Annotated in this window: 25 protein-coding genes and 1 pseudogene; 8 read left to right on the top strand and 18 right to left on the bottom strand. The window is 70.6% G+C overall.

Annotation, left to right across the window (positions count from 1 at the left end):
• The first annotated feature begins 26 nt into the window (after nt 1–26).
• The gene (locus tag A5705_RS12610) at nt 27–458 is read left to right on the top strand and encodes a limonene-1,2-epoxide hydrolase family protein (RefSeq protein WP_067882564.1); all 432 of its coding nucleotides are present in this window, start codon (nt 27–29) and stop codon (nt 456–458) included.
• Here the strand turns inward: A5705_RS12610 and A5705_RS12605 are convergent.
• The 4 genes from A5705_RS12605 to pgsA form a co-directional block, all read right to left on the bottom strand.
• Entirely contained in the window at nt 455–1,264 is an 810-nt protein-coding gene (locus A5705_RS12605; protein WP_067882566.1) for a hypothetical protein, read from the bottom strand. The two genes, A5705_RS12610 and A5705_RS12605, sit on opposite strands and share 4 nt — an antisense overlap.
• Before the next feature lie 18 nt (nt 1,265–1,282).
• The gene (gene pspA / locus A5705_RS12600) at nt 1,283–2,113 is read right to left on the bottom strand and encodes a phage shock protein PspA (protein ID WP_068277790.1); all 831 of its coding nucleotides are present in this window, start codon (nt 2,111–2,113) and stop codon (nt 1,283–1,285) included.
• Nucleotides 2,114–2,234: 121 nt separating this feature from the next.
• A complete protein-coding gene (gene clgR / locus A5705_RS12595) occupies nt 2,235–2,561 on the bottom strand; it encodes a transcriptional regulator ClgR (protein ID WP_067882570.1) in 327 nt (108 codons plus the stop codon).
• Nucleotides 2,562–2,664: 103 nt separating this feature from the next.
• Nucleotides 2,665–3,255 (bottom strand): CDP-diacylglycerol--glycerol-3-phosphate 3-phosphatidyltransferase, encoded by a 591-nt coding sequence (pgsA, locus tag A5705_RS12590; protein WP_067882572.1) that lies wholly within the window; start codon nt 3,253–3,255, stop codon nt 2,665–2,667.
• A 56-nt stretch (nt 3,256–3,311) separates the two neighbouring features.
• On the opposite strand from pgsA, the gene A5705_RS12585 reads away from it, so the two are divergent.
• Nucleotides 3,312–3,827, top strand: coding sequence for an amino-acid N-acetyltransferase (locus tag A5705_RS12585; RefSeq protein WP_156738482.1), 516 nt, complete (start codon nt 3,312–3,314; stop codon nt 3,825–3,827).
• 65 nt (nt 3,828–3,892) lie between these two features.
• Here A5705_RS12585 and A5705_RS12580 read toward each other — a convergent pair.
• Nucleotides 3,893–6,515: pseudogene (locus A5705_RS12580) on the bottom strand (DNA translocase FtsK 4TM domain-containing protein).
• Here A5705_RS12580 and A5705_RS12570 point away from each other — a divergent pair.
• The 3 genes from A5705_RS12570 to A5705_RS12560 are packed head-to-tail and all read left to right on the top strand — an operon-like array spanning nt 6,514 to nt 8,525.
• Nucleotides 6,514–6,828 carry a putative quinol monooxygenase gene (locus A5705_RS12570; RefSeq protein ID WP_067882577.1) on the top strand — a complete coding sequence of 105 codons (315 nt, stop codon included), beginning with the start codon at nt 6,514–6,516 and terminating at the stop codon, nt 6,826–6,828. The pseudogene A5705_RS12580 and the gene A5705_RS12570 overlap by 2 nt on opposite strands.
• Complete coding sequence (locus A5705_RS12565) at nt 6,828–7,649, top strand: mycofactocin-coupled SDR family oxidoreductase (RefSeq protein WP_068277785.1); 822 nt, start codon at nt 6,828–6,830, stop codon at nt 7,647–7,649. Before A5705_RS12570 ends, A5705_RS12565 begins: the two co-directional genes overlap by 1 nt.
• 3 nt (nt 7,650–7,652) lie before the next feature.
• Nucleotides 7,653–8,525, top strand: a complete 873-nt coding sequence (locus A5705_RS12560) for an SAM-dependent methyltransferase (protein ID WP_067882581.1) — start codon at nt 7,653–7,655, stop codon at nt 8,523–8,525.
• A 73-nt stretch (nt 8,526–8,598) separates the two neighbouring features.
• On the opposite strand, the gene A5705_RS12555 is transcribed toward A5705_RS12560, so the two are convergent.
• From A5705_RS12555 to A5705_RS12515, 9 genes are all read right to left on the bottom strand, one after another.
• Nucleotides 8,599–10,275, bottom strand: coding sequence for a ribonuclease J (locus A5705_RS12555; RefSeq protein WP_067882582.1), 1,677 nt, complete (start codon nt 10,273–10,275; stop codon nt 8,599–8,601).
• A gap of 19 nt (nt 10,276–10,294) precedes the next feature.
• Complete coding sequence (gene dapA, locus A5705_RS12550; protein ID WP_067882584.1) at nt 10,295–11,197, bottom strand: 4-hydroxy-tetrahydrodipicolinate synthase; 903 nt, start codon at nt 11,195–11,197, stop codon at nt 10,295–10,297.
• Between the two features lie 117 nt (nt 11,198–11,314).
• Nucleotides 11,315–12,076 (bottom strand): FAD-dependent thymidylate synthase, encoded by a 762-nt coding sequence (gene thyX, locus A5705_RS12545; RefSeq protein ID WP_067882670.1) that lies wholly within the window; start codon nt 12,074–12,076, stop codon nt 11,315–11,317.
• Nucleotides 12,077–12,086: 10 nt separating this feature from the next.
• Nucleotides 12,087–13,148, bottom strand: coding sequence for a restriction endonuclease subunit S (locus A5705_RS12540; protein WP_067882586.1), 1,062 nt, complete (start codon nt 13,146–13,148; stop codon nt 12,087–12,089).
• Complete coding sequence (locus tag A5705_RS12535; protein WP_067882588.1) at nt 13,145–14,524, bottom strand: N-6 DNA methylase; 1,380 nt, start codon at nt 14,522–14,524, stop codon at nt 13,145–13,147. Before A5705_RS12535 ends, A5705_RS12540 begins: the two co-directional genes overlap by 4 nt.
• On the bottom strand, nt 14,524–15,732 hold the full coding sequence (locus A5705_RS12530) for a winged helix-turn-helix domain-containing protein (protein ID WP_067882671.1): 1,209 nt from the start codon (nt 15,730–15,732) through the stop codon (nt 14,524–14,526). Before A5705_RS12530 ends, A5705_RS12535 begins: the two co-directional genes overlap by 1 nt.
• A 57-nt stretch (nt 15,733–15,789) precedes the next feature.
• Complete coding sequence (locus tag A5705_RS12525) at nt 15,790–16,491, bottom strand: DivIVA domain-containing protein (RefSeq protein WP_067882590.1); 702 nt, start codon at nt 16,489–16,491, stop codon at nt 15,790–15,792.
• An 88-nt stretch (nt 16,492–16,579) separates the two neighbouring features.
• Complete coding sequence (locus A5705_RS12520) at nt 16,580–17,065, bottom strand: dihydrofolate reductase (RefSeq protein ID WP_067882592.1); 486 nt, start codon at nt 17,063–17,065, stop codon at nt 16,580–16,582.
• Between the two features lie 7 nt (nt 17,066–17,072).
• The gene (locus A5705_RS12515) at nt 17,073–17,873 is read right to left on the bottom strand and encodes a thymidylate synthase (RefSeq protein ID WP_067882594.1); all 801 of its coding nucleotides are present in this window, start codon (nt 17,871–17,873) and stop codon (nt 17,073–17,075) included.
• Nucleotides 17,874–17,915: 42 nt separating this feature from the next.
• On the opposite strand from A5705_RS12515, the gene A5705_RS12510 reads away from it, so the two are divergent.
• Entirely contained in the window at nt 17,916–18,650 is a 735-nt protein-coding gene (locus A5705_RS12510; protein WP_067882597.1) for a dienelactone hydrolase family protein, read from the top strand.
• Here A5705_RS12510 and A5705_RS12505 read toward each other — a convergent pair.
• Nucleotides 18,645–19,889, bottom strand: coding sequence for a glycosyltransferase (locus A5705_RS12505; RefSeq protein WP_067882598.1), 1,245 nt, complete (start codon nt 19,887–19,889; stop codon nt 18,645–18,647). The two genes, A5705_RS12510 and A5705_RS12505, sit on opposite strands and share 6 nt — an antisense overlap.
• 457 nt (nt 19,890–20,346) lie before the next feature.
• Between A5705_RS12505 and A5705_RS12500 the strand changes: the two genes are divergently transcribed.
• On the top strand, nt 20,347–20,844 hold the full coding sequence (locus A5705_RS12500) for a PAS domain S-box protein (protein ID WP_067882600.1): 498 nt from the start codon (nt 20,347–20,349) through the stop codon (nt 20,842–20,844).
• On the opposite strand, the gene A5705_RS12495 is transcribed toward A5705_RS12500, so the two are convergent.
• From A5705_RS12495 to A5705_RS12485, 3 genes are read right to left on the bottom strand one after another with little or no spacing between them, the layout of a single operon-like run.
• Nucleotides 20,793–21,899, bottom strand: coding sequence for an acyl-CoA dehydrogenase family protein (locus A5705_RS12495; RefSeq protein ID WP_067882602.1), 1,107 nt, complete (start codon nt 21,897–21,899; stop codon nt 20,793–20,795). The genes A5705_RS12500 and A5705_RS12495 overlap by 52 nt on opposite strands.
• Nucleotides 21,896–23,092 (bottom strand): acyl-CoA dehydrogenase family protein, encoded by a 1,197-nt coding sequence (locus A5705_RS12490; RefSeq protein ID WP_067882604.1) that lies wholly within the window; start codon nt 23,090–23,092, stop codon nt 21,896–21,898. The genes A5705_RS12495 and A5705_RS12490 overlap by 4 nt, the downstream gene beginning before the upstream one ends.
• Nucleotides 23,089–23,856 (bottom strand): SDR family oxidoreductase, encoded by a 768-nt coding sequence (locus tag A5705_RS12485; protein ID WP_067882606.1) that lies wholly within the window; start codon nt 23,854–23,856, stop codon nt 23,089–23,091. The genes A5705_RS12490 and A5705_RS12485 overlap by 4 nt, the downstream gene beginning before the upstream one ends.
• A gap of 78 nt (nt 23,857–23,934) precedes the next feature.
• On the opposite strand from A5705_RS12485, the gene A5705_RS12480 reads away from it, so the two are divergent.
• On the top strand, nt 23,935–24,282 hold the full coding sequence (locus tag A5705_RS12480) for a PE-PGRS family protein (RefSeq protein WP_067882609.1): 348 nt from the start codon (nt 23,935–23,937) through the stop codon (nt 24,280–24,282).
• Nucleotides 24,283–24,295 lie beyond the last annotated feature (13 nt).

Below are 24,295 nucleotides of genomic sequence, written 5' to 3'. Positions count from 1 at the left end.
CCGCCACATGCGCCTACGCTGGCAGCATGACCGAGCTCACTGGCACGGGCGTCGCGAACGCTCGCACGGTCGAGGGCTTCCTGAACGCGTTGCAGGACGCGGATTTGGAGGCCGCCGACGCCGCACTGGACGACAACCTGGTTTACGAGAACGTCGGGCTGCCGACGATCCACGGGCGCGCCAGGGCGATGAAGCTGTTCGCAATGATGGAGGGCCGCGGGGCCTTCGAGGTGAAGATCCACCGCATCGCCTCCGACGGCGCCGCGGTGCTCACCGAACGCACCGACGCGCTCATCGTCGGACCGCTGCGGCTGCAGTTCTGGGTGTGCGGCGTGTTCGAGGTCCACGACGGGCGAATCACGTTGTGGCGGGACTACTTCGACTTCTTCGACATGTTCAAGGCGACGCTGCGCGGCCTGGCCGGGCTGCTGGTGCCGTCGCTGCGGGCTTCGTTCTAGCGCCTGGGCAAGCCGCCGAGCTCGTCGAACGCCTGCGCCCAACCCATCAGTCGATCGGTCGCGCCGACCAGCTCGTCGCGGTAGCGCTGCTGCGCGGGGGCCGCCCCGTCCCCATTCGCCGAGGACACCAATTGCGCTGCGGCGGTGACCATTTCGTTGTACTGACGCACGCCGGCACTCAACTGCGCGGTGAACGCGTTGATGGTGGGCACCAGGTACGACCGCGACGACTCGGCGTACTGCGCCGCGCGCTCCATCGACACCACCTCGGCGGCGGTGGCCGCCATCGCCGCCGACGTCTTGGTCGCGGCGGCGCTCAGGTCACGGATTTCGTCGGCCGGCAGCATCGAGCCGCGCTCGATCACGCCCAACAGCGAGAAGAACCCGCGTTCGGAAGCGCCCAGCGCGTACATCGAGGGGCGGGCCGCCGAACCGGGCGGCGGCAGCCGGCGGGCGCCGGTGGGCCGCTGCGCCGGCAGCGGCTCCGACCGCAGCCATCGGTAGCGAAGCAGCAACAGTGTCGCCGGAATCGCCAGCACCACCGCAATGGCGCCGGTGACCTGCAGCAGCAGCGCGAACCAGCCCCACGCCGCGAGGAGCCCCGTGACCGCTATCCAGAACACGCAGCCGGCGGCACAGACCAGGCCCCACCGCAGCGCGCGGCGACGTCGGCGCAGCAGCCGTGCCCGCGGGTCGGCGGCGGCACTGATCTTTCGGGCCACCAGGTCGGAAACGTCTGCGGCGGTGTCGAATCCGCGCTGCACCAGCGCGCGCCACGGCCGGTGTTGGGTCGCTTTCACCGCCATCGCCGGCTCCCCGCGGCGTTACTGGCCAAAGGGCTTCTCGGCGACTTGCCCGCCCGCGGTCTCGGCGGATGCGGGAGTGGCCGGGGCCGCCCCCGGAGTCGCGGGCGTCCCGCCCGCCGGCAGCGCTTCGCCGCGCATCGACGCGCGGATCTGCTCCAACCGGGAGTGCCCGGCCATCTGGATGCCGGCCTGCTCGACCTCGAGCATGCGGCCCTGCACGGAACCCTGCGCGAGTTCGGCGGAACCGATCGCGTTGGCGTACCGTCGCTCGATCTTGTCGCGCACCTCGTCGAGGCTCGGGGTGTTGCCCGGCGCGGCGATCTCGCTCATCGACCGCAGCGACGCGCTGACCTGTTCCTGCATCTTGGCCTGCTCGAGCTGGCTGAGCAGCTTGGTGCGCTCGGAAATCTTCTGTTGCAACACCATCGAGTTCTGTTCGACGGCCTTCTTGGCCTGCGCCGCGGCGGACAGCGCCTGGTCGTGCAGGGTCTTGAGGTCCTCGACGCTCTGCTCTGCGGTCACGAGCTGGGCCGCGAACGCCTCGGCGGCGTTGTTGTACTCGGCGGCCTTGGCGGCGTCCCCGGCGCCGGTGGCCTGGTCGGCAAGGGTCAGCGCCTGACGGACGTTGACCTGCAGCTTCTCGATGTCGGCCAGTTGCCGGTTGAGCCGCATCTCGAGCTGGCGCTGGTTGCCGATCACCTGGGCCGCCTGCTGGGTCAGTGCCTGGTGTTGGCGCTGGGCTTCCTCGATGGCCTGCTGGATCTGCACCTTGGGGTCGGCGTGCTCGTCGATCTTGGAGTTGAACAGCGCCATCAGGTATTTCCACGCTTTGACGAACGGATTGGCCATCAGTCGGGTCCACCTTCGTTTCTTGTATGCCGGACAAGCGCCCTGCCGCTCAATTTATCGGGTCGGGCCCGATCGCCCCACCCCTGGCGCCAGCCCGGTGACGACGAGCGCCGGAAAGGCCTCAGGCCACGGCCAGCGACGCCACCGGCGGGATGACCACCTTGGTGCTGGCGTCGATGGTGGGGCCGCTCGGCGGGGTGTAGGCCGCGCTCTCCTCGCTGGCCATCCGCTCGCCGGCGCCGGTCAGCACCGCCGACAGCGGCATCTCCAGCGCGTCGCAGATCGCGTTGAGCAGCTCGCTGGACGGCTCCTTGCGGCCGCGCTCCACCTCCGACAGATAGCCGAGGCTCACCCGCGCCGAATCCGAGATCTCGCGCAGCGTCCGGCCCTGTGACGTTCGGGCCCGGCGCAGCACATCGCCGATGACCTCGCGCATCAATGGCGCCATCCTGCTCTCCTTCGTCCAGTCAGCCCTGCTCAGCACGTATCAACCCCAGATTCAGCAGGCACTCATTACGGTCAACGCCGCGAGCCGTGAAGTTGGTTCCCGCTCAGCCGGCCTGCTGGCGAACGGCCCGGGCGGTGGACACCACGTAATCCACGCCGGTCACCACCGTCAGGACGATCGCGATGCCCATGAGGACGGCCGCCACCACCCGGAAAGGCCCCGACAGCGGCAGGATGAACAAGCCGATCGCCAACGCCTGGACGACGGTCTTGAGCTTGCCGCCCCAACTCGCCGGGATGACCCCGCGGCGTATCACGGCCAGCCGCAGCAGCGTGACCCCCACCTCGCGGGTCATGATCACCACCGTTACCCACCACGGCAGGTCCCCGAGCATCGACAGGCCGATCAGCGCCGACCCGATCAGGGCCTTGTCGGCGATCGGATCGACGAACGCACCGAACTCGGTCGCCATCCCGTAGTTTCGGGCCAGCAGCCCGTCGAACCGGTCGGTGATGCAGGCGACGGCGAAAATCACGAAAGCGACTATCCGCCCGGCGATTTGGTGGCCGTCCGCGGAAAACAGCGCGAGCAGGAAGATGGGGACCAGCACCAGGCGGAGCAGGGTCAGCACGTTGGCGAGGTTCGCGATGCGGGCGCGGCTTGCCACCGGCGGTGTTTGCGGCTGGCCCGACACCGCCTAAGAATAACGGTTGACCAGCGCTCCTCTCCCGGTTGCCGATACTGTTACCCGTGACCGAAAGCTCACGGGACCCCCGGCCGGTGGTCCGGCGCGCGCGAACGTCCGACGTCCCCGCGATCAAACAACTCGTCGACACGTACTCCGGGCGCATCCTGCTGGAGAAAAACCTCGTCACGCTCTACGAGGCCGTCCAGGAGTTCTGGGTGGCCGAGTACGAGGGCAGGGTGGTCGGCTGCGGGGCGCTGCACGTGCTGTGGTCGGACCTCGGCGAGGTGCGCACCGTCGCCGTCGACCCGGCGATGACCGGCCACGGCATCGGCCACGCGATCGTCGACCGGCTGCTCGAGGTGGCCCGCGAGCTGCAGCTGGAGCGGTTGTTCGTGCTGACCTTCGAGACCGAGTTCTTCGGCAAGCACGGGTTCACCGAGATCGAGGGCACGCCCGTCACCGCCGAGGTGTACGAGGAGATGTGCCGCTCCTACGACATCGGCGTCGCCGAATTCCTGGACCTCAGCTACGTCAAGCCCAACATCCTGGGCAACTCCCGGATGCTGCTGGTGCTCTAGCCCGGCGAGCAGACACAAAAGCCCGCGACACGCCGAGGAATTGGGCGCTTTTGCGTCTGTTCGCGCTACTCCGGGTCGCCGTCGCCGCTGCCGCCGCGGATCAGGGCCAGCGTTCCGGCCAGCTCGTCGGGCTTGACCAGCACCTCGCGCGCCTTGGACCCTTCGGACGGCCCGACGATGCCGCGGGTCTCCATCAGGTCCATCAGCCGGCCGGCCTTGGCGAAACCGACGCGCAGCTTGCGCTGCAGCATCGAGGTCGAGCCGAACTGGCTGGACACCACCAACTCGACGGCCTGCAGGAACACGTCCATGTCGTCGCCGATGTCGGGATCGACGTCGGTGCGTTCGCCGGTCGGCTTGGCGGCGGTGACGCCCTCGGTGTATTCGGGTTCGGCCTGGTCTTTGCAGGCGCTGACGACGGCCTGGATCTCCTCGTCGGAGACGAACGCGCCCTGCAAGCGGACGGTCTTGCTGGCGCCCATCGGCAGGAACAGCGCGTCGCCCATGCCGATCAGCTTCTCCGCGCCGGCCTGGTCCAGGATGACCCGGCTGTCGGTGAGCGACGACGTGGCGAACGCCAGCCGCGACGGCACGTTCGTCTTGATCAGGCCTGTCACCACGTCCACCGACGGGCGCTGGGTGGCCAGCACCAGGTGGATGCCCGCGGCGCGGGCCTTCTGCGTGATCCGCACGATCGCGTCCTCGACATCGCGCGGCGCCGTCATCATCAGGTCGGCCAGCTCGTCGACGATCGCCACGACGTAGGGATAGGGCCGGTATTCGCGCTGGCTGCCCAGCGGCGCCGTGATGGCGCCCGATCGCACCTTCTCGTTGAAGTCGTCGATGTGGCGCACCCGCGAGGCCTGCATGTCCTGGTAGCGCTGCTCCATCTCCTCGACCAGCCACGCCAGCGCGGCCGCGGCCTTCTTCGGCTGGGTGATGATCGGGGTGATCAGGTGCGGAATGCCTTCGTACGGCGTCAGTTCCACCATCTTCGGGTCGATCAGGATCATCCTGACCTCCTCCGGGGTGGCGCGGGCCAGCAGCGACACCAGCATCGAGTTGACGAAGCTGGACTTGCCGGAACCGGTGGAGCCGGCCACCAGCAGGTGCGGCATCTTGGCCAGGTTGGCCGAGATGAAGTCGCCCTCGATGTCCTTGCCCAGCCCGATCACCAGCGGGTGGTGGTCGCGGCGGGTCGACGGCGCCGTGAGCACGTCGGCCAGCCTGACCATCTCCCGGTCGGTGTTGGGCACCTCGATGCCCACGGCGGACTTGCCGGGGATCGGCGCCAACATGCGCACGCTCTCGGTGGCCACCGCGTAGGCGATGTTCTTCTGCAGCGCGGTGATCTTCTCCACCTTGACGCCGGGCCCCAGCTCCACCTCGTAGCGGGTGACGGTGGGCCCGCGGGTGCAGCCGGTGACGGCGGCGTCGACCTTGAACTGGTTGAGCACCTCGGTGATGGCGTCGGCCATCACGGTGTTGGCGGCGCTGCGCTTTTTCGGCGGGTCGCCGGCCACCAGCAGGGTCAGCGAGGGCAGCGTATAGGGGCCCTCGACGACGCGGTCGACGATCCGGGTTTCCGGCTTCTTGGCGCGACGCCGGCTTCGCCCGGGCTCCGGGATGGTGGGCGTGTCGTCGGCGATCGGCTCGCCGAGCGCGGCCGGGGCGGGGGCCGCGGACGGCCAGGCCTGCGACTCCGGTTCACCGGACTCGTCGTAGTACCCGTCGGAGAAGTCCTCGCGCGGCTGCTCGTCGTCGTCGAACTCGTCGGCTTCCTGGTCATAGGGGTCATAGGCGTCGCCGCCGACCAGCCGGCCGCCGAACATGGCGCGGACGGCATCGGGCACCTCGCGGATGGTGGTGCCGGTCAGCAACAGCAGGCCGAACATGAAGCCGATGAACAGCAGCGGCGCGGCGATCCAGGGCGTCAGCCCGTCCGACAGCGGCCCGCCGATGGCGAAGCCGATGAATCCCGCGGCGCGACGGCGCAATTCGGGGTCCCCGGGCGAACCGGACCACAGGTGCCGCAGGCCGAGCGCCGACAGGGCGAGCAGGCTTGCGCCCAGGATCAGCCGGGGCCGGGCATCGGGATTGGGCTGGGTCCGCATCAACGTGACGGCCACCGCGGCGGTGACGACGGGCAGCGCCAGGACGCCCGCGCCGATGAAGGTTCGGATCAGCGTGTCGACCCACGCGCCGATCGGACGGGCGGCGTCGAACCACGAGCTCGCGGCTACCACGACGGAGACGCCGAGCAGCGCCAGCGCGATCCCGTCGCGGCGGTGTCCGGGGTCGATGTCGTGGGCCCGCCCGATGGAGCGGGCCGCGCCGCCGGCGCCCCGCGCCGTCAGCAGCCAGGCGGCGCGCACGGCCCGCCCGCAGGTCAGCCCGGTGGCGACGAGCAGCGAGCGGTTGCGGCGTCTGGCGGGCCTGCTCGCCGCCCGGCGGGGCGCCGGGCGCGGCTTCCGGGGCCCGCCGCTGCGCGAACTGGCCTTTGACCTGCTCGTTCGGCTACCGGAGCGGGCGGCGGTCTTACTGGGCATGGGGCCAAGGGTAGTCGCAAACACCTCATCTACACCACCCGCCACACTGGCAACGACCGCCGGGCGCCGACCGCGGCGGGCGGTGCCTGAGTAGGGTGGCGAATGCCCACCCCCTCAGGCACCCAGGAGGCCCCCGCATGCCCGTCGTCGTCGTCGCCACCATGACCGTCAAACCCGAATCGGTCGACACCGTCCGCGACATCCTCACCAACGCGGTTTCCGAAGTGCACGACGAGCCGGGATGCCAGCTGTACTCGCTGCACCAGAGCGGCGAGACGTTCGTGTTCGTCGAACAGTGGGCGGACGAAGAGGCGCTCAAGACGCACAGCACCGCGCCCGCGATCGGCAAGATGTTCGCGGCGGCGGGCGAGCACCTGGCCGGGGCGCCGGACATCAAGATGTTGCAGCCGGTTCCCGCCGGCGACCCGGCCAAGGGGCAGCTGCGCGCCTGATGGCCGGGCCACTGACGGGCAAAGTCGCGCTGGTCACCGGCGCCGCGCGCGGTCAGGGCCGCGCGCACGCCGTGCGGCTGGCCGCCGACGGCGCGAATGTGATCGCGGTGGACCTGTGCGAGCAGATCGCCAGCGTCCCCTACCCCCTGGCCACCCCGGACGACCTGGCGGCCACCGTCAAGCTCGTCGAGGACACCGGCGCGCGCATCGTCGCCCGCCAGGGTGATGTCCGCGACCGGCCGTCGCTGTCCACCGCGCTGCAGGCGGGCCTGGACGAGTTCGGCCGCCTCGACATCGTCGTGGCCAACGCCGGGATCGCGCCCATGCAGTCCGGCGACGACGGCTGGCGCGACGTGATCGACGTCAACCTCACCGGCGTCTACAACACCATCAAGGTCGCGATACCGACGATGACCAAGCAGGGCACCGGCGGATCGATCGTGCTGATCAGTTCGGCCGCGGGGCTCGCCGGCATCGCCAGCATCGACGCCGGCTCCGTCGGTTACGCCGCCGCCAAACACGGGGTGGTCGGGTTGATGCGCGTGTACGCCAATCTTCTTGCCCCACAAAACATTCGGGTCAACTCCATCCACCCGTCCGGCGTCGACACCCCGATGATCAACAACGAGTTCACCCGGCAGTGGCTGGCCGATTTGATCGCCCGATCCGATGTACCCCCGGACATGGGCAACGCGCTGCCGGTGCAGGTGATGCAGCCCGAAGACATCGCCAATGCTGTGGCGTGGCTGGTGTCCGACCAGGCCCGCTACCTCACCGGCGTCGCGTTACCCGTCGATGCGGGCTTTTTGAACAAGAAGTAGGCCATGGCACGAAATCCCGCTGCGCAGACCGCCTTCGGCCCGATCGTGCTGGCGGCGGTCGAACGCAACGAGCCGCCCGGCCGCCGGCTGGTCGACGACGACCTCGCCGAATTGTTCCTGCCGCGCCCGCTGCGCTGGCTCGTCGCCGCGACGCGATGGGCGCCCGCCCGCCGCCTGATGGTCCGCGGATCGGAGTACACCGGCCCCGGGCTGTGGGCCAACCTCGCCTGCCGCAAGCGGTTCATCGCCGACAAGCTCGAGGAGGCGCTGCCCGACATCGACGCGGTCGTCATCCTCGGCGCCGGTTTCGACACCCGCCCCTACCTGCTGACTCGGCGGGTGCGCCGCCCGGTCTTCGAGGTGGACCTGCCGGTCAACATCGCCAGGAAGGCGAACACCGTTCGGCGGGTGCTGGGCGGATTGCCGATGTCGGTTCGGTTGGTGCCGTTGGACTTCGAGCGCGACGACCTGCTCACCTCGCTGGCCGAGCACGGCTACCGCACCGACTACCGGGCATTCTTCATCTGCGAGGGCGTCACCCAGTACCTCACCGAAGACGGGGTCCGGCGCACCCTCGAAGGCCTGCGCGCGGCCGCCCCGGGCAGCCGACTGGTGTTCACCTACGTGCGCCGGGACTTCATCGACGGCACGAACCGGTACGGCACCCGCACGCTGTACCGCAATGTCCGTCAGCGCCACCAACTGTGGCACTTCGGCCTGCAGCCCGACGAGGTCGCGGAGTTCGTCGCCGAGTACGGCTGGCGGCTGGTTGAGCAGGCCGGTCCCGACGAGCTCGTCGAGCGTTACGTGGCACCCACCGGCCGGAAACTCGCCGCCTCCCAACTGGAATGGTCGGCCTACGCGGAAAAGATCTAGGGCGCCGCGACACATAAACCCTTGCGACGACACGCCGAAAACCGTCGCAGCGCTTTATGTCTCGCGAGGCGGCTCAGACCTCGATGACCGTCGGCACGATCATCGGCTGCCGACGGTAGGTCTCGCCGACCCACTTGCCCACCGTGCGGCGCACCCCCTGGGCGATCCGGACGGGGTCGGTCACGTCGGCGGCGACCAGCTGCTCCAGCTCCGCCTCGACCTTGCGCACCGCGGGCTCGAGCGCCTTGGGGTCCTCGGAGAACCCGCGCGAAAACAGTTGCGGCGCGGCGGCGGGACGGCCGGTGCCGCGCTGCACCACGACGGTCACCGCGACGAAACCCGACGACAGGATGAGCCGCTCGCCCAGGGTGATGTCGCCGACGTCGCCGGTGATCAACCCGTCGACGAACATCTTGCCGACGGGCACCGCCCCGGCGATGGCGGCCTTGCCGGCCACCAGGTCGACGCTGACGCCGTTCTCGGCCAGCATGATCGACTCCTCGGGCACCCCCGCGCGCGCCGCCAGCTTGGCGTTGGCCCGTAGCATCCGCCAGGTGCCGTGCACCGGCATCACGTGGCGCGGCCGCACCCCGTTGTAGAGGAACAGCAGCTCGCCGGCGTAGGCGTGACCCGAAACGTGCACGCGCACTTGCTGGTTGGTGACGACGCGCGCCCCGATCTTGGCCAGCGAGTCGATGACCCCGTACACCGCCTCCTCGTTCCCCGGGATCAGCGAGGATGACAGGATCACCAGGTCCTCGGGCGTGAGGGTGATGCTGCGGTGCTCGCCGCGCGACATCCGGGACAACGCCGACATCGGCTCGCCCTGGGTGCCGGTGGTGATCAGCACCACCCGCTCGGGCGGCATCATCTCCGCGGCGGAGATCTCGATGAGATCGGAATCGTCGACCCGCAGAAAACCCAGCTCCCGGGCGATGCCCATGTTGCGCACCATGGATCGCCCGACGAACGACACCCGCCGGCCCAACGCCACCGCCGCGTCGATGATCTGCTGCACCCGGTCCACGTTGGAGGCGAAGCAGGCCACGATGACGCGGCCGTCGGCGCCCCGGATCAGCCGGTGCAGGGTCGGGCCCACCTCGCTTTCCGAGGGCCCGACACCGGGGATCTCGGAATTGGTCGAGTCGCACAGGAACAGGTCCACGCCCGCGTCGCCCAGCCGGGACATGCCGGGCAGGTCGGTGGGCCGGCCGTCGAGCGGGAGCTGGTCGAGCTTGATGTCGCCGGTGTGCAGCACGGTCCCCGCGCCCGTGTGCACCGCGATGGCCAGCGCGTCGGGGATGGAGTGGTTGACGGCGAAGTACTGGCACTCGAACACGCCGTGCGTGCTGCGCTGCCCCTCGGCGACCTGCACGAAGACCGGCTTGATGCGGTGCTCGCGGCATTTGGCGGCGACCAGCGCCAAGGTGAACTTCGAGCCGACGACCGGGATGTCGGGGCGCAGCCTGAGCAAAAACGGGATCGCCCCGATGTGGTCCTCGTGCGCGTGGGTCAGCACCAGGGCCTCGACGTCGTCGAGCCGCTCCTCGATGTGGCGCAGATCCGGCAGGATCAGGTCGACGCCGGGCTCGTCGTGGGTGGGGAACATCACCCCGCAGTCGATGATCAGCAGGCGGCCCAGGTGCTCGAAAACGGTCATGTTGCGGCCGATTTCGTTGATGCCGCCCAGCGCGGTGACCCGCAACCCGCCCGGACTGAGAGGACCCGGCGGGGTGAGGTCTACATCCACTGGTAAACCGTCCTTTGGCTCACCGAAGCACCGACGCCGCGCGCAGGTCGGCGGCCAGCGCCTCGCTCTGCGCCGCCGTCGCCGGCATCTGCGGCAGCCGGGGGTCGCCCGCGTCGAAGCCCTGCAGGCGCAGACCCGCCTTCGACATCGTCACCCCACCGAGCCGGGCCATCGCGTTGCACAGCGGTGCGAGGCCGACGTTGATCTTCCTTGCGGTGGCGATGTCCCCGGAATTGAAGGCGGACAACAACTCCCGCAACTGCCCCGCCGCGACGTGGGCGATCACGCTGATGAAGCCGGTCGCACCCATCGCCAGCCATGGCAGGTTCAGCGCGTCGTCCCCGGAGTAGTAGGCCAGGCCGGTCTCGGCCATGATCTGGCCACCGGCGTGCAGATCGGCCTTGGCGTCCTTGATGCCGACGATGTTCGGGTGGGCGGCCAGCGCATGGATGGTCTCGGTCTCGATCGGTATCACCGAGCGCGGCGGGATGTCGTAGAGCAGCACCGGCAGGTCGGTCGCGTCGGCGACCGCCGTGAAATGCGCGACGAGCCCGGACTGCGGCGGCTTGGAGTAGTACGGCGTGACCACCAGCAGGCCGTGTGCTCCCTCGGCCGCGCAGGCCTTGGCCAACCGGACGCTGTGGGCCGTGTCATAGGTGCCCGCGCCGGCGATGACGCGGGCCCGGTCGCCCACCGCCTCCAGCACCGCCCGCAGCAGCTCGAGCTTCTCGTCGTCGGTGGTGGTCGGCGACTCGCCGGTGGTTCCGGAGACCACCAGGCCGTCGCACCCCCCGTCCACCAGCCGGTTTGCCAGCTGCGCCGCCTTCGCGGTGTCCAGGGAGCCATCGCCCGCAAAGGGAGTGACCATCGCGGTCAGCAGGGTTCCCAGCCGTGCCGGGGCGTCGAATCCGACGGTGCTCACGGTCTTCAGGTTACCTGGCGGTACCAAGGCCTTTTGTTACCGCCGCGAGCGCGCGTGTTTGTACGGCGACACGCCGCAAATCGCGTACAACCGTGCACCCTCGCGCCGATCCGCCAGTTAGGCCTCGGTGGCCAACGGACTCGTCGCGACCTCGGTCCCGTCGGCCAGGGTGGACACCTCGAAGTCGGCGAACACGGCCGGCGCGACGCCGACGAGCTGGCGCAGGCACTCGATGGCCAGCCGCCGGATCTCCACGTCGGCGTGCTCGCTGGCGCGCATGGCGATGAAGTGCCGCCACGCCCGGTAGTTGCCGGTCACCACGATGCGGGTCTCGGTGGCGTTGGGCAGCACCGCCCGCGCGGCCTGGCGCGCCTGCTTGCGCCGCAGGATCGCGCTCGGCTGGTCGGCGAACTTGGCCTCCAGCCGGGCCAGCAGCTCGGTGTAGGTGGCCCGGCTGGCGTCGGCGGCCTCGGTGAGGATCCGCCGCAGTTCGGGGTCGTCGTCCATCCCGGGCGGGACGACGATCCGCGAGTCGCCCTCCGGCACATAGCGTTGCGACAGCTGCGAGTAGGAGAAATGCCGGTGCCGGATCAGCTCGTGCGTGCACGATCGCGAGACGCCGGTGATGTAGAACGACACGCTCGCGTGCTCGAGCACCGAGAAGTGCCCGACGTCGATGATGTGCTTGATGTAGCCGGCGTTGGTCGCCGTCTTGGGGTTGGGCTTCGACCAGCTCTGATAGCAGGCCCGTCCGGCGAATTCGGTGAGCGCAGAGCCGCCTTGGACGTCGGGGCCGTCGGTGGCCCACGGCACGTCCGGCGGCGCCAGGAACTCCGTCCTGGCGATCAGCTGCACGCGCAGCGGGGCGGTCTGGGCCACGGCGCTCACCTTAACGCGACGGCCGCACGGCGAGCTCACCCGATATCAGCGGCGGGAGCACGGCGTCGCGGAAGGCCGCCAACCGCAGGTTTTCGGCGCGCCGCGCGTGGCACAGTTCGCCGAGGCCGGTGGTCGTCCGCGCCGCCGCGGGCGCCAGCCGACGGACGTCGCGGACCAGAACCTCCAGCAGGTCGCGCGGTTGAATCCGCTGGTGGCTGGCCGAGGTCCCGGCGACCCGGCGTTGCAGCGTCTCGGTGACGGCGGGTTGCCGCAGCGCCGACCACAGGGCCGACGCGTCGACCCCGACCGGTCTGAGCACCACGAATTCCGTGCTGGCCAAGGCCATTTGCGACGGCACGGCCGGCACGTTCCAGATGCGCGGGATCCTGGGATTGAGCTTCGCGAACAAGACGCACGGCTGCGACAGGAGGAACTTGGCGCTGCGCACCGATCCGGCGGACACGACGGCGGGGTTCGCGCCGTTGTCGAACGCCGGCAGGCTGAAGTGGGCGACGACGTCGCCGAACCCGGCCGGGCCGACAAGCGCCGTCGACCGCTCGGCCAGGCAAGACAACGGGACGTGCTCGGGCACCGCCTCGACGATGGCCACCATCAGGCGTTCGGCGGCGGCGATCACGCGTTCGTTGGCGGCGATCTTGTCGTCGACGGCGCCGAGCACCTCGGCGATCCGGCGGCGGTGCGGCGCCGCGACGGTCGCGACCGAGACGTCGCGCAGGATCCGCTGGTTGAGCAGGGGCTGGCCCGACCCGGTCCGCTGTTCACCCAGCCCGCAGGTGTGCAGCGCGTAATACCAATACCGGGTGTCCGCGGGCTCCTTGGCCCGGCAGACCAGCGCGTTGTCGGTGACCCAGACGTCGGAGTCGCAATACCGCAGACTGCCGCAATACGATCCGACACGGCCCAGCACGATGAGCGGGCCGGTCGCGTTGCGTTGTGCCGCATAGCCGATCGCCCCGTTGGCGCCGTAGACGCGGAAGCACCCGTCCGGCGCCCGACGCGGCGGGCTGGTGCCGTTGCTGAACTCCAGGTGGTCGCCGAGCCTGACCCTCACCGCAGGCGCTCCAGCTGTTCGCGCACCACCATGTCCAGTCGCGCGGATTCGTCGAGCGCCGCCAGCAGGTCGCCGGTCAGCCGGGCGACCTTCTGCTCGACGGGCTCCCCGTCGTCGGCGGCGGCGGGCGGACCCACATACCGTCCGGGGGTCAGGGCGTAGCCCGCGGCCCTGATCTCGTCCAGCGACGCCGATCTGCAGAAGCCCGGAACGTCATGGTAGGTAAGGCCTTTGGCGGCGGCCGACTGCGATCCACACCAGGCGTGGTAGGTGTCGCCGATGCGGGCGACGTCCGCGTCGCTCAGCGCGCGCTCCGCCCGATCAACCAGGTGGCCGAGCCCGCGGGCGTCGATGAACAGCACCTGGCCGGACCGGCCGCCCTTGTCCCGCGCGAAGAACCACAGGCACACCGGGATGCCGGTGCTGCGAAACAACTGCCCGGGCAACGCCACCATGCACGTCACCAGGTCCGCCTCGACGATCCGGGCTCGAATGTCACCCTCCCCGAGCACATTCGACGACATCGAGCCGTTGGCCATCACGACGCCGGCCTTGCCGCCCGGCGCCAGCTTGGACAGGATGTGCTGAATCCAGGCGTAGTTGGCGTTGGTGACGGGCGGAATGCCGAAGCGCCAGCGCGGGTCTCGTTCGTCGCGGGCCCAATCCTTGATGTTGAAGGGCGGATTGGCCAGCACGTAGTCCATCTGCACGCCGGCGTGCAGGTCGTCGGCGAACGTGTCGGCCCAGCGCGCACCCAAGCCGGTGTCGTCGATGCCGTGGACGGCGAGGTTCATCTTCGCCATCCGCCAGGTCTGCTCGACGCTTTCCTGGCCGTAGATCGTCACTTTCGCGGGATCGCCGTCGCGCGCGGCGACGAACCGCCCGGTCTGCACGAACATTCCGCCCGATCCGCAGCACGGGTCGTACACCCGGCCGCTGGACGGTTCGAGCACCTCGACGATCACCCGCACCACGCAGGGCGGGGTGAAGAATTCGCCGCCCCGCCGGCCTTCGGCCCGGGCGAAATTGCCCAGGAAGTACTCGTACACCTCGCCCATCAGGTCCCGCGCGGGGCGGCCGCCCTCGGAATCGAATTGCGCGCCGTCGAGCAGGCGCACCAGCTCGCCGAGCCGGCGCGCGTCGAGGTTTTCGTACAGCCGCGGCAACCCCGTGGCCGCCATGGCGTCGTCGACGAGCCGGCCGATGTCCGGCGATTCCGCGTTGCGCGCCAAGGATTTCCACCGCGGCGCGTCGGCGTGCCGCAGGAACACCAGCCCGAGGACGGCGTCCTTGTACTGGCCGGCCGACAGGCAGCCGCGCAGCTTGTTGGCCGCCTTCCACAGCGTGCCTTCGAGCTCCTTGTCCGTGGCCCGCATCACGCGGCCGCCCGCAGGTCACGGGCCAGGTCGCCCCGGGTGGACACGCTGAAGCCGCCCAGGCCCAGCCACGACGCCATGGACCGCAGCTCGCCGGCCAGCGCGTCGACCACGCGCGGTCGCGGGGTGTCGGGCTCGCCGAAGGCACCGAGCACGCGCAGCGAGCCGGCGGCGCGGTCGGCCTTGAGGTCGACGCGCGCCACCAGCCGCCCGTCCAGCAGCAACGGCCACACGTAGTAGCCGTACCGGCGCTGGGCGGCCGGCGTGTAGATCTCGAGGCGGTAGACGAAATCGAACAGCCGCTCGACCCGGGGCCGGAAGAAGATCAGCGGGTCGAACGGGCACAGCAGCGCGGTGCCGCGGTCGGCCCGCGGCACCGTCCGGCCCGCCCGCAGGTACGCCGGCGCGGTCCAGCCGTCGACGTCGACCCGCTCGATCTCCCCTGCGGACAGCAACTCGGCGATCGCCGGCTTGACCTGCTGGGCCGACAGCCGGAAGTAATCCCGGATGTCGGCCTCGGTGCCCACGCCCAGCGCGGTGGCGGCCCGCAACGTCAGCTCCCGGACGGCCTCGCCGTCGTCCACCTCGCGGGCCAGCACGCTCGCCGGCAGCACCCGCTCCACCAGGTCGTAGTGCCGCGCGAAGCCGACCCGGGTGGCCGTCGTCAGCACGCCCGAGGCGAACAGCGCCTCGGCGACCCATTTGGTGTCGCTGCGCGTCCACCACCTGCCCTTCTCGCGCCGCGGCTCGGCCTCCAGGTGCTCCTCGATCTGCCCGGCGGTGCTGGGCCCGAGCTCGGCGACGGCGGCGACGACGCGCTCCGCGAGCTCGGGGTTGGCCTTGACGATGTGGGTGCCCCAGCGGCCGTGCCGGTATTGCCGCATCCGCCAGCGCAGCAGCGGCCAGTCGTCGACGGCCATCAGCGCGGCCTCGTGCGCCCAGTACTCGGCCAGCAGCCGCGACGGGCGCGGCCCCCAGGCCGCGCGGTCCAGCACGTCGCGGTCGTAGGGGCCGAGTCGGCTGAACACCGGCGCGTAGTGCGCGCGTACCGCCACCGACACCGAATCCAGTTGCAGCACTTGAATTCTCGAGATGAGCCGCTTGAGATGCGCGCGGGTGATCGGCCCGGCGGGCCGCGGCTCGCTAAATCCTTGGGCCGCAACGGCAATTCGGCGGGCCTGCGCGGCGGACAGCCCCGGGGTCCGGATCGACACGCGCCGAGAATACCGGCTCTGCGGCTGCTCCCGGCGGCGACGCGACCGGGCTCAGCCCGCGCGGGCTTTGCCGTCCGCCGCCACCAGCGCGCCGGCCTCCGGCGGATTCTTGCGTTCGTCGTAGGCCGACTCGAGCGCGGCCGGGACCGGTTCCAGGTCGCGGTAGACGGCCATCAATTCCTCGAGGATCTTGATCCGGTGCCGGCTCGCCTCGTCGACCGCACGCTGAGCCCGCTCGCGATAGTGATCGGCTTCCTGCTTGGCGTCGCCGAGGAGCTGCTCACGCGCCTTCTGGGCGTCGGCTCGCATGCCGGCCAGTTCGTCCTCGAGCTGCTGTTTGGCCTCGGCGTACTCGGCCTCCATGGCCTTGCGCTGCTCCGCCATGTCGGCCAGCACCTCGTCGCGCCTGCGTTGGGCGGCCTCGGCCTCGGCCTCGGCCGCCGCGATCAGCGCTTCCGCCTCGGCGCGCGCCTCGGCCTGCATCTCCGAAGCCTCGTCGACCGCGCGCCGCAGCATCTTGGCCATCCGCTGTTGCACCGCGTGGGGCGAGGTGGACGTCTCGGTGAGGAGGGCGATCTCCTTGCGCAGGGCGGCCGCCTCCTCGCCCGATTCCCTCAGCCTGGCCCGCAGGCTCTCGACGTCGTCGCGCAGCAACTGCTGCTTGGTGGCCAACATCTCGATGTGCGCGTCGACCGCGCCGGGGTCGTAGCCCCGGAACATGCGCGTGAACGTCTTCGCGGGTTCGGTTATCACTGCCAATTCCCCCTCCTGGCAACGTCTGGTGAAAAACCCCGGCGACACCGACCCCGCGTCCGAGTATGGCACGGGCGCCGATCCGGGCTCAGGCCCGGCGGTAGCTGTGGAACCGGTACCGCGGCCCCGCGCGGCTGACCTGCCACTCCCCCGTCTCGCCCAGCCACGACTCGTCGAGCACCGGGGCCAGCGCGTCCTCGTCGTCGCGCACCAGGTCGATCTCGACCTCGGTGACCTCGCAGCGGGCGGCCAGCGGCAGCGCGAGCGCATAGACCTCCGCGCCGCCGATCACCCACGCGTCGGGCTCGGTGAGCGCGGCCTCGAGCGAACCGGCGACCTCGGCCCCGTCGGCCCGGTAGTCGGGCTGCCGGGTCAGCACCACGTTGCGGCGGCCGGGCAGCGGACGGACCCGGGCCGGCAGCGACTCCCAGGTCCGCCGGCCCATCACCACCGTGTGCCCCAGGGTGATCTGCTTGAACCGGGCCAGGTCCTCGGGCACCCGCCACGGGATGTCACCGCCGCGCCCGATGACGCCCGACGTCGACTGAGCCCAGACCAGGCCCAGGGAGGTCATGTACGGCTCATACGGCGACGGGGGCTTTGATCGCCGGGTGCGGGTCGTAGTTCCTCACGACGACGTCGTCATAGGTGTAGTCGAAGATCGAATCGCGTTGCGCCAGAACGAGTTCCGGATACGGCCGGGGCTCACGGGCCAGCTGGGTGCGCACCTGTTCGACGTGGTTGTCGTAGATGTGACAGTCGCCGCCGGTCCAGACGAACTCGCCCACCGACAGTCCGGCCTGGGCCGCCATCATGTGGGTGAGCAGCGCGTAGCTGGCGATGTTGAACGGCACCCCGAGGAACAGGTCCGCGCTGCGCTGGTACAGCTGGCAGCTCAGCCGCCCGTCGGCCACGTAGAACTGGAAGAACGCGTGGCACGGCGGCAGCGCCATCCGCGGGATGTCGCCGACGTTCCACGCCGACACGATGATCCGCCGCGAATCGGGATCGGTGCGCAGCAACTCCAGTGCGGCGCTGATCTGGTCGACGTGCTCGCCCGACGGGGTCGGCCAGGACCGCCATTGCACGCCGTAGATCGGTCCGAGATCGCCCGTGTCGCTTGCCCATTCGTCCCAGATGGTGACGCCGTGCTGGTGCAGCCACGCGACGTTGGAGTCGCCGCGCAGAAACCAGAGCAGCTCGTAGACCACCGACTTGAGGTGCACCCTCTTGGTGGTCAGCAGCGGGAAGCCGGCCGACAGGTCGTAACGCAGCTGCCGGCCGAACAGGCTGCGGGTTCCGGTGCCGGTGCGGTCGGATTTCACCGCGCCACTCTCGAGCACGAGGCGGAGCAGATCCTCGTAGGGGGTGGGGATCGACACGCGGTCAGCTTACTTCGGTGCGTAAGGAGTAGAACGGATCCCATGCCGAAGATCACCGACAGCGTCACCACTCCCGACGGCTCCTGCCCCGTCCGCCTGTTCACGCCCGAAGGCCCGGGCCCCTGGCCCGGCGTGATCATGTACTGCGATGCCGGCGGGGTGCGCGACACCTTCGACCAGATGGCCGCCAAGCTGGCCGGATTCGGTTATGCCGTCCTGCTTCCCGACGTGTACTACCGCAGCGGCGACTGGGCGCCGTTCGACATGGCCACCGTGTTCGGCGACGCCAAGGAACGCGGGCGCCTGTTCGCCATGATCGGCAGCATCACACCCGACAAGATGGCAGGCGACGCGGGCGCCTTCTTCGACTACCTGGCCGCGCGGCCCGAGGTGTCCGGGCAGCGCTTCGGCGTGTGCGGGTATTGCATGGGCGGCCGGACCTCGTTGGTGGTGGCCGGGCGCCTCCCCGAGCGCGTCGCCGCCGCCGCGTCCTTCCACGGCGGCGGGCTGGTGAGCGACGGCGCGGACAGCCCGCACCTGCTGGCCGACCGGATGACCGCCAAGGTCTACGTGGGCGGCGCCGAGAACGACGCGTCGTTCACCGCCGATCACGCCGAGCAGCTCGACAAGGCGCTGACGGCGGCGGGCGTCGAACACACCATCGAGTGGTACCCGGCCGGCCACGGGTTCGCGGTCCCCGACAACCCGCCCTATGACCCGGCCGCCGACGAGCGGCACTGGGCGGCGATGACGGAGCTCTTCGGTTCGGCGCTATAGCGCCAAGCCGGTGCCGCCGCTTGCGCCGAGCGTCTCGAGCAGCAGCGCCGCGGCCACCGTCGCCCCGTCGGTGCGGATCTCGCCGGCCAGCGCGCCGGCTCGCGCGCGGGTGTCGGGGGCCAGGGCGGTCGCCAGCGCGCAGGACAGGGCGTCCGTCGTCGGCGCCGCCCCGCACAGCGCGGCCCCGACGCCCAGCTGGGCGACCCGGCGCGCCCAGTACAGCTGGTCGGCCCCCTGCGGCACCACCACCTGGGGCGCGCCGGCCCGCGCGGCCGCCGTCGTCGTGCCCGCGCCGCCGTGGTGCACGACGGCGGCGACCCGGGCGAACAGCGCCTGCTGGTTGACCTCGCCCACGGCAACGCAGTCGTCGCCCCGGTCGATCGGCGCCAGGCCGGCCCAGCCCCGGGCGAGCACCGCGCGGCGGCCCTGCGCCCGGATCGCCGCGATGGCCGCCCGCGAGGTGGCCTCGAGCGCGGGCACGGGCATGCTGCCGAACCCCACGTACACCGGGGCGTCGCCGGCGTCCAGGAACTCCACCAGCTCGCCGGGCAGCGGGCGGGTGTCCTGCACCAGCCAGGCGCCGGTTTGGACGACGTCGAGATCAGCGGGCAAGGGCCACGGGCCCAGGGTCGGGTCCGCCGCCAGCCAGGGACGCTCGGCGATGGCGTGGTCACGGACGTTGTCGACCGGCGGCAGGCCGATCGATGCTCGGTGCGCGTTGAGCGTGGCGCCGAAGTGGGCGTTGGCGTTTCGGCCATCCAACTCCCACAGCACCCGGTTGTCGACCGCGCCGGGCGGCAGCGGCGCGGTCCAGAACGACGGCGGCGGGTGGTGCGGTGACGGCAGATCGGTCGGGTGATAGCTCGCGTAGACGTAGTGAATGCCCAGCATTTCGGCCGCCGAGCGCGCGCCGGCCGCGGCGGGCAGCAGGCCCGCCGCCACCAGGGCATCGCAGTCCTGCGCCGCCGCGGCCACCGCGTCGAACTGCGCTGCGATCAGCTCGTCGACGTGCCGCCGCAGGTCCGCCTCCGACGGCGGCGTCGCCGCGGCCGTCAGCGCGCGCACCGACTCCCCGAACGGCACCAGCGGCACGCCGAGACCGGCCGCCCGTTCGGCGAACTCCTCGTCCGGGGGCGCGCAGATGCGGACCTCGGCGCCGAGGGCCCGCAACTCGACGGCGAGACCGAGCAGCGGCTCGACGCCGCCGCGCGAATCGTATGTCGAGAGCAACGCACGCATTTGGCTACTGTGCGGCAGCGCCCAGCGCCCGGCGAACCCACGATGGCCACCCGGAGCACTTTGCCGGACGAAATGGTTTTGATCTTTCTGAGCGAAACGCCGGGGCAAGGCGGTCGCCGGCCCGAGTTAGCGAATCCCGCCAGGAGGAAGTTGCTGCCCGCGGTTATCGCCGGTGACCGGGGCTTTCGACGGGTAGCGGTGATGCGTCCTTGAGTTTGCTGAACTGGCGCCCTGCGGAGACGAAATGGCACTGTGCAGCTAATAACGCGCGCAGCGAAATCTCCGCTGATGCGGTGGAAGACGCGCCGGCTTAATTAGGCATGTGGCAAATAGCTAATGCCGCCTGCGAACTGTGGACTTATCACGCCACTTCCCATACCATTTGCTGTCATCGCATTCTAAGTGCGCGCAATTTCCCGCATCGGAGCGAAATGCCAGGGCGACGACGGGGGTAGGCGTGATCGGGAAGATTCCCACAGCCGTCAACGGTCGACGAATCGAGCGTCGAAGCCCGCGGCCCCCGGATCACCTGCCGATCGACGAACTGCACCGCATGCCGGCTTTGGTCGTCCTGAACAGGCTGCCGGCGCCGGCCCTGGCGGTTGACCGCCTTGGCACCATCCTGTTCGCCAACGGCTCGTTCTGCGAAATGGTGGGCCACTCTCCCGACGAGCTGCTCCAGATGGAGTTCGAACACCTCTTCCGCGACCTGCCGGCCGACGATCACTGGGTCGCGCTGATCGGCACGGGCGCCGAGCGGCTCGTCGAGCTGCGGCACAAATCCGGCCACTCGGTGTGGGCCAGCATGAGCAAGTCGGCGATGCGACGCCGCGACGACACCGTCGCGCTGGTCACCTTCCACGACCGCACCGAGGAGCGCTGGACCAACAGCGACACAGCGGGTCAAGAGTCCGGCAGGTCCACCAGCTGGGCCAGCCGGGTCCGGTGGCTATAGGCGGTGCCGAGCGCCAACTGGTCGCTCTTGGCGCGCTTGAGGTACAGGTGCGCCGGATACTCCCAGGTCATGCCGATGCCGCCGTGCAGTTGCACGCATTCCTCGGCCGCGTGCACGGCGATGCCGCTGCAGTAGGCCTGCGCGATCGCGGCCGCGGTGGGCGCGTCGTCATCGCCGCGGGCGCACGTGTCGGCCGCGTACCTGGCAGCCGCCGTCGCGGCGCCGACCTCGAACCACAGGTCCGCCAGCCGGTGTTTGATCGCCTGGTAGGAGCCGATCGGGCGCCCGAACTGCTTGCGCTGCTTGACGTAATCCAGGGTCGTGTCGAAACACCACTGCGCCAGCCCGAGTTGCTCGGACGCCAGCAGGGCCGCCGCCGTCTGCAGCGCTTCGGCCACCGCGGACTCCCCCGCTCCGACCGGTGACGACGGGGCCCGCGAAAAGCTAACGCTGGCAAGCGGTCTCGTCATGTCCAGCGCCAGCACCGGCGTCACCTGCACGCCTTGCGCCGTCCGGGGCACGGTGTGCAGCTCGAGCCCGTCCGGCCCCGCTGCGGGCACCACCAGCACGTCGGCCTCGGCTGCGCCCGCGACGCTGCCGACCAGTCCGCTCAGCCCGTCGGCCCCGGCGGTGACGCCCGCGACGGCGTCGCCCGGCGCGGTGGAGAGCGGCAGCACCAGCGCGGCGGTGAGCTCGCCCCGGGCCAGCGCGGGCACAGTCTCGCCGTCGCCGGCGCTCAGCAGCGCGACGGTGGCCAGCACCGCGCTGGACAGGAACGGCACCGGCGCGACGGCCCGCCCGATCTCCTCCATGACCACCGCGGCCTCGCGCGCGCCCGCGCCGGCGCCGCCGAGCGACTCGGGCACCAGCAGCCCCGCCACCCCGAGTTCGGCGGCGAGGGTCCGCCAAAGTGCTGAAAAGTCCTGTGGCTCAGGGCCGTAGGCTCGGGCGACCAGTTCGGGTGGGCAGCGGTCGGCGAACAGCTGGCGGACGCTGTCGCGCAGCGCCTCCTCGGTGTCGGAGTACAACAGATCGAGCGTGTCCTTGTCGGTCATCGGGGCAGGTCCTTCCACGCGACGTCCTTGTCGACGCGGTGTTCGCCCGGCAGACCGAGGATCCGCTCGGAGATGGTGTTGCGCAACACCTCCGACGTGCCGCCCTCGATGGAGTTGCCACGGGCCCGCAGGTAGCGGTATCCGGGCCCGCGGCCGATCAGGTCGACCGTTTCGGGCCTGCGCATGGTCCAGTCGTCGTAGCTCAGCCCGGCCTCGCCGTGCAGCTCGATCTCGAAACCCGAGATGGCCTGGGCCAGGCGGGCGAAGGCCACCTTCATGCCCGCACCCTCCGGCCCGGGCTGCCCGGTGCTGGCCTGCTGCCGCAGCCGCTCGCCGGCCAGCCGCAGCACCTCGGCGTCGACCCACAGCCGCATGAGCTCGTCGCGCATGGCGGGGTTGCGCAGCGCCGGCTCGCTTCGCCAGGCCCGGGTGACCTTGCCGATGTGGCCGCCCTCCCGCGGCGTTCCCGCTCGGGTGCCGATGGCGATGCGCTCGTTGTTGAGCGTGGTGGTCGCGACGCGCCAGCCGCCGCCCTCCGGGCCGAGCCGGTTGGCGTCCGGCACCCGTACGTCGGTGAGGAAAACCTCGTTGAATTCCGCCTCGCCGGTGATCTGACGCAGCGGCCGGACCTCGACCCCGGGCTGGGTCATGTCGCACAGGAAGTACGTCAGGCCGGCGTGTTTGGGCACCGTCGGATCGGTGCGCGCGACCAGGATGGCCATGCTCGCGTGCTGCGCCTGCGACGTCCACACCTTCTGCCCGTTGACGATCCAGTCGTCCCCTTGCAAACCGGACGCGCGCACCGCGCGGGTCGACACGCCGGCCAGGTCCGAGCCGGCACCGGGCTCGCTGAACAGCTGGCAGTAGATCTGTTCGCCGGTGAACAAGGGGCGCAGGAACTTTCGCTTCTGGTCGTCGGTCCCGAACGCCGCGATCGTCGGGGCCGCCATGCCCATGCCGATGTAGTTCTTGACGGTGCCGCCCACCGGCGCGCCGGCGGCGGCGAGCTCGGCGTCGACGAGTTCCTGGGCCTTGCGCGGCAGGCCCAGCCCGCCGAAGCCCTCCGGCAGGTGCACCCACGCCAGCCCCGCGTCGTATTGCGCCGCAAGGAATTCCCGCGGTTCGGTGACGGCAGGGTCGTGCTCGTCGAGCAGCGCCCGGACCCGCGCCTTGAGGTCGGCCTCGGGACTCATGGGGCCTGGAACCCCTGCGCGGGCCCCAGCAGCAGGCCGCCGTCGATCACCAACGTCTCCCCGGTGATCCAGCTCGCCGCGTCCGAGACCAGGAAGGCGACCGCGCCCGCCACATCGGCCGGCTCACCGATGCGCCCGAGCGCGATCGTCGCCGCCAGCGGGTCCTCGTGGTCCTTCCACAGCGCCTCGGCCAGCCTGGTGCGCACCACACCCGGCGCGATCGCGTTGACCCGGACGCGCGGCGAAAGTTCCAGCGCCAGTTGCTTGGTGGCGTGGATCAGCGCGGCCTTGGTGGCGTTGTACATGCCCATCGCCGGCGACTGGTGCAGGCCGCCGATCGAGGCGGTGTTCACGATCGCGCCGCCGTGCTCGCCCATCCACGACTTGACCACGAGCGACGTCCACAGCAGCGGGGCCCACAGGTTGACGTCGAAGATCTTGGTGAACCTGGCGTGGTCCTGGTCGATCAGCGGACCGTACGCCGGATTCGTTCCCGCGTTGTTGACCAGGATGTCGACGCGGCCGAAGCGCTCCAGCGTGAGATCCACACAGCGTCGCGCGGCCTCCTCGTCGACGGCGTGCGCGCCGACGCCGACGGCCTTCTCGCCGACCTGCGCCGCCGCCGCGTCCGCTGCCTCCTGTTTGCGGGCGGTCAGCACCACGTCGGCGCCGGCCGCCGCCAGCTGCTGCGCGATCGCCAGCCCGATCCCCCGCGACGCGCCGGTGATAATGGCCGTGCGGCCGGTCAAATCCTGTGAGGTCATCGCGGTGTGCCTTCCCGTTCGCTGCCCGGTTCGCTACAAGGATGTTTTACACACGTGTCTGGGTGGTATGCGACCCGCATGTTCACGAAATTAACCCTCGCGAAAAGACTGGTGGTGGGCGGGGCGGCCGCCGCGGCGATCGCGGCCGCGCCGATCGCCATGACCGATCCGGTTGCCTCCGCGGCGCCGGCCGCCCCCGCGCCCACGCACGTCGTCATCAAGGACGACCCGGGCGGCGGCGGCTGCGACGCCAACGGCAACTGCGGCTCGGGCGGGCAGAACCAGGGGCCCGGCGGCGGCCCCGGCGGGCAGGGCTGCGTGCCGGGTGTCGGCTGCGGCTCCGGCGGGCAGTTCGCCGGGCCCGGCGGCGTTCCTGGCGGCACGGGCTGCCTGCCGGGCGTCGGCTGCGGTTCGGGCCACGGATAACACGCGTCGACCC

It is taken from the genome of Mycobacterium sp. E787 (assembly GCF_001668725.1).
In the GTDB taxonomy this organism is placed as follows: Bacteria; Actinomycetota; Actinomycetes; order Mycobacteriales; family Mycobacteriaceae; genus Mycobacterium.
The sequence above is the reverse complement of the archived record's forward strand: the minus strand, read 5'-3'. Positions and strand labels throughout refer to the sequence as shown.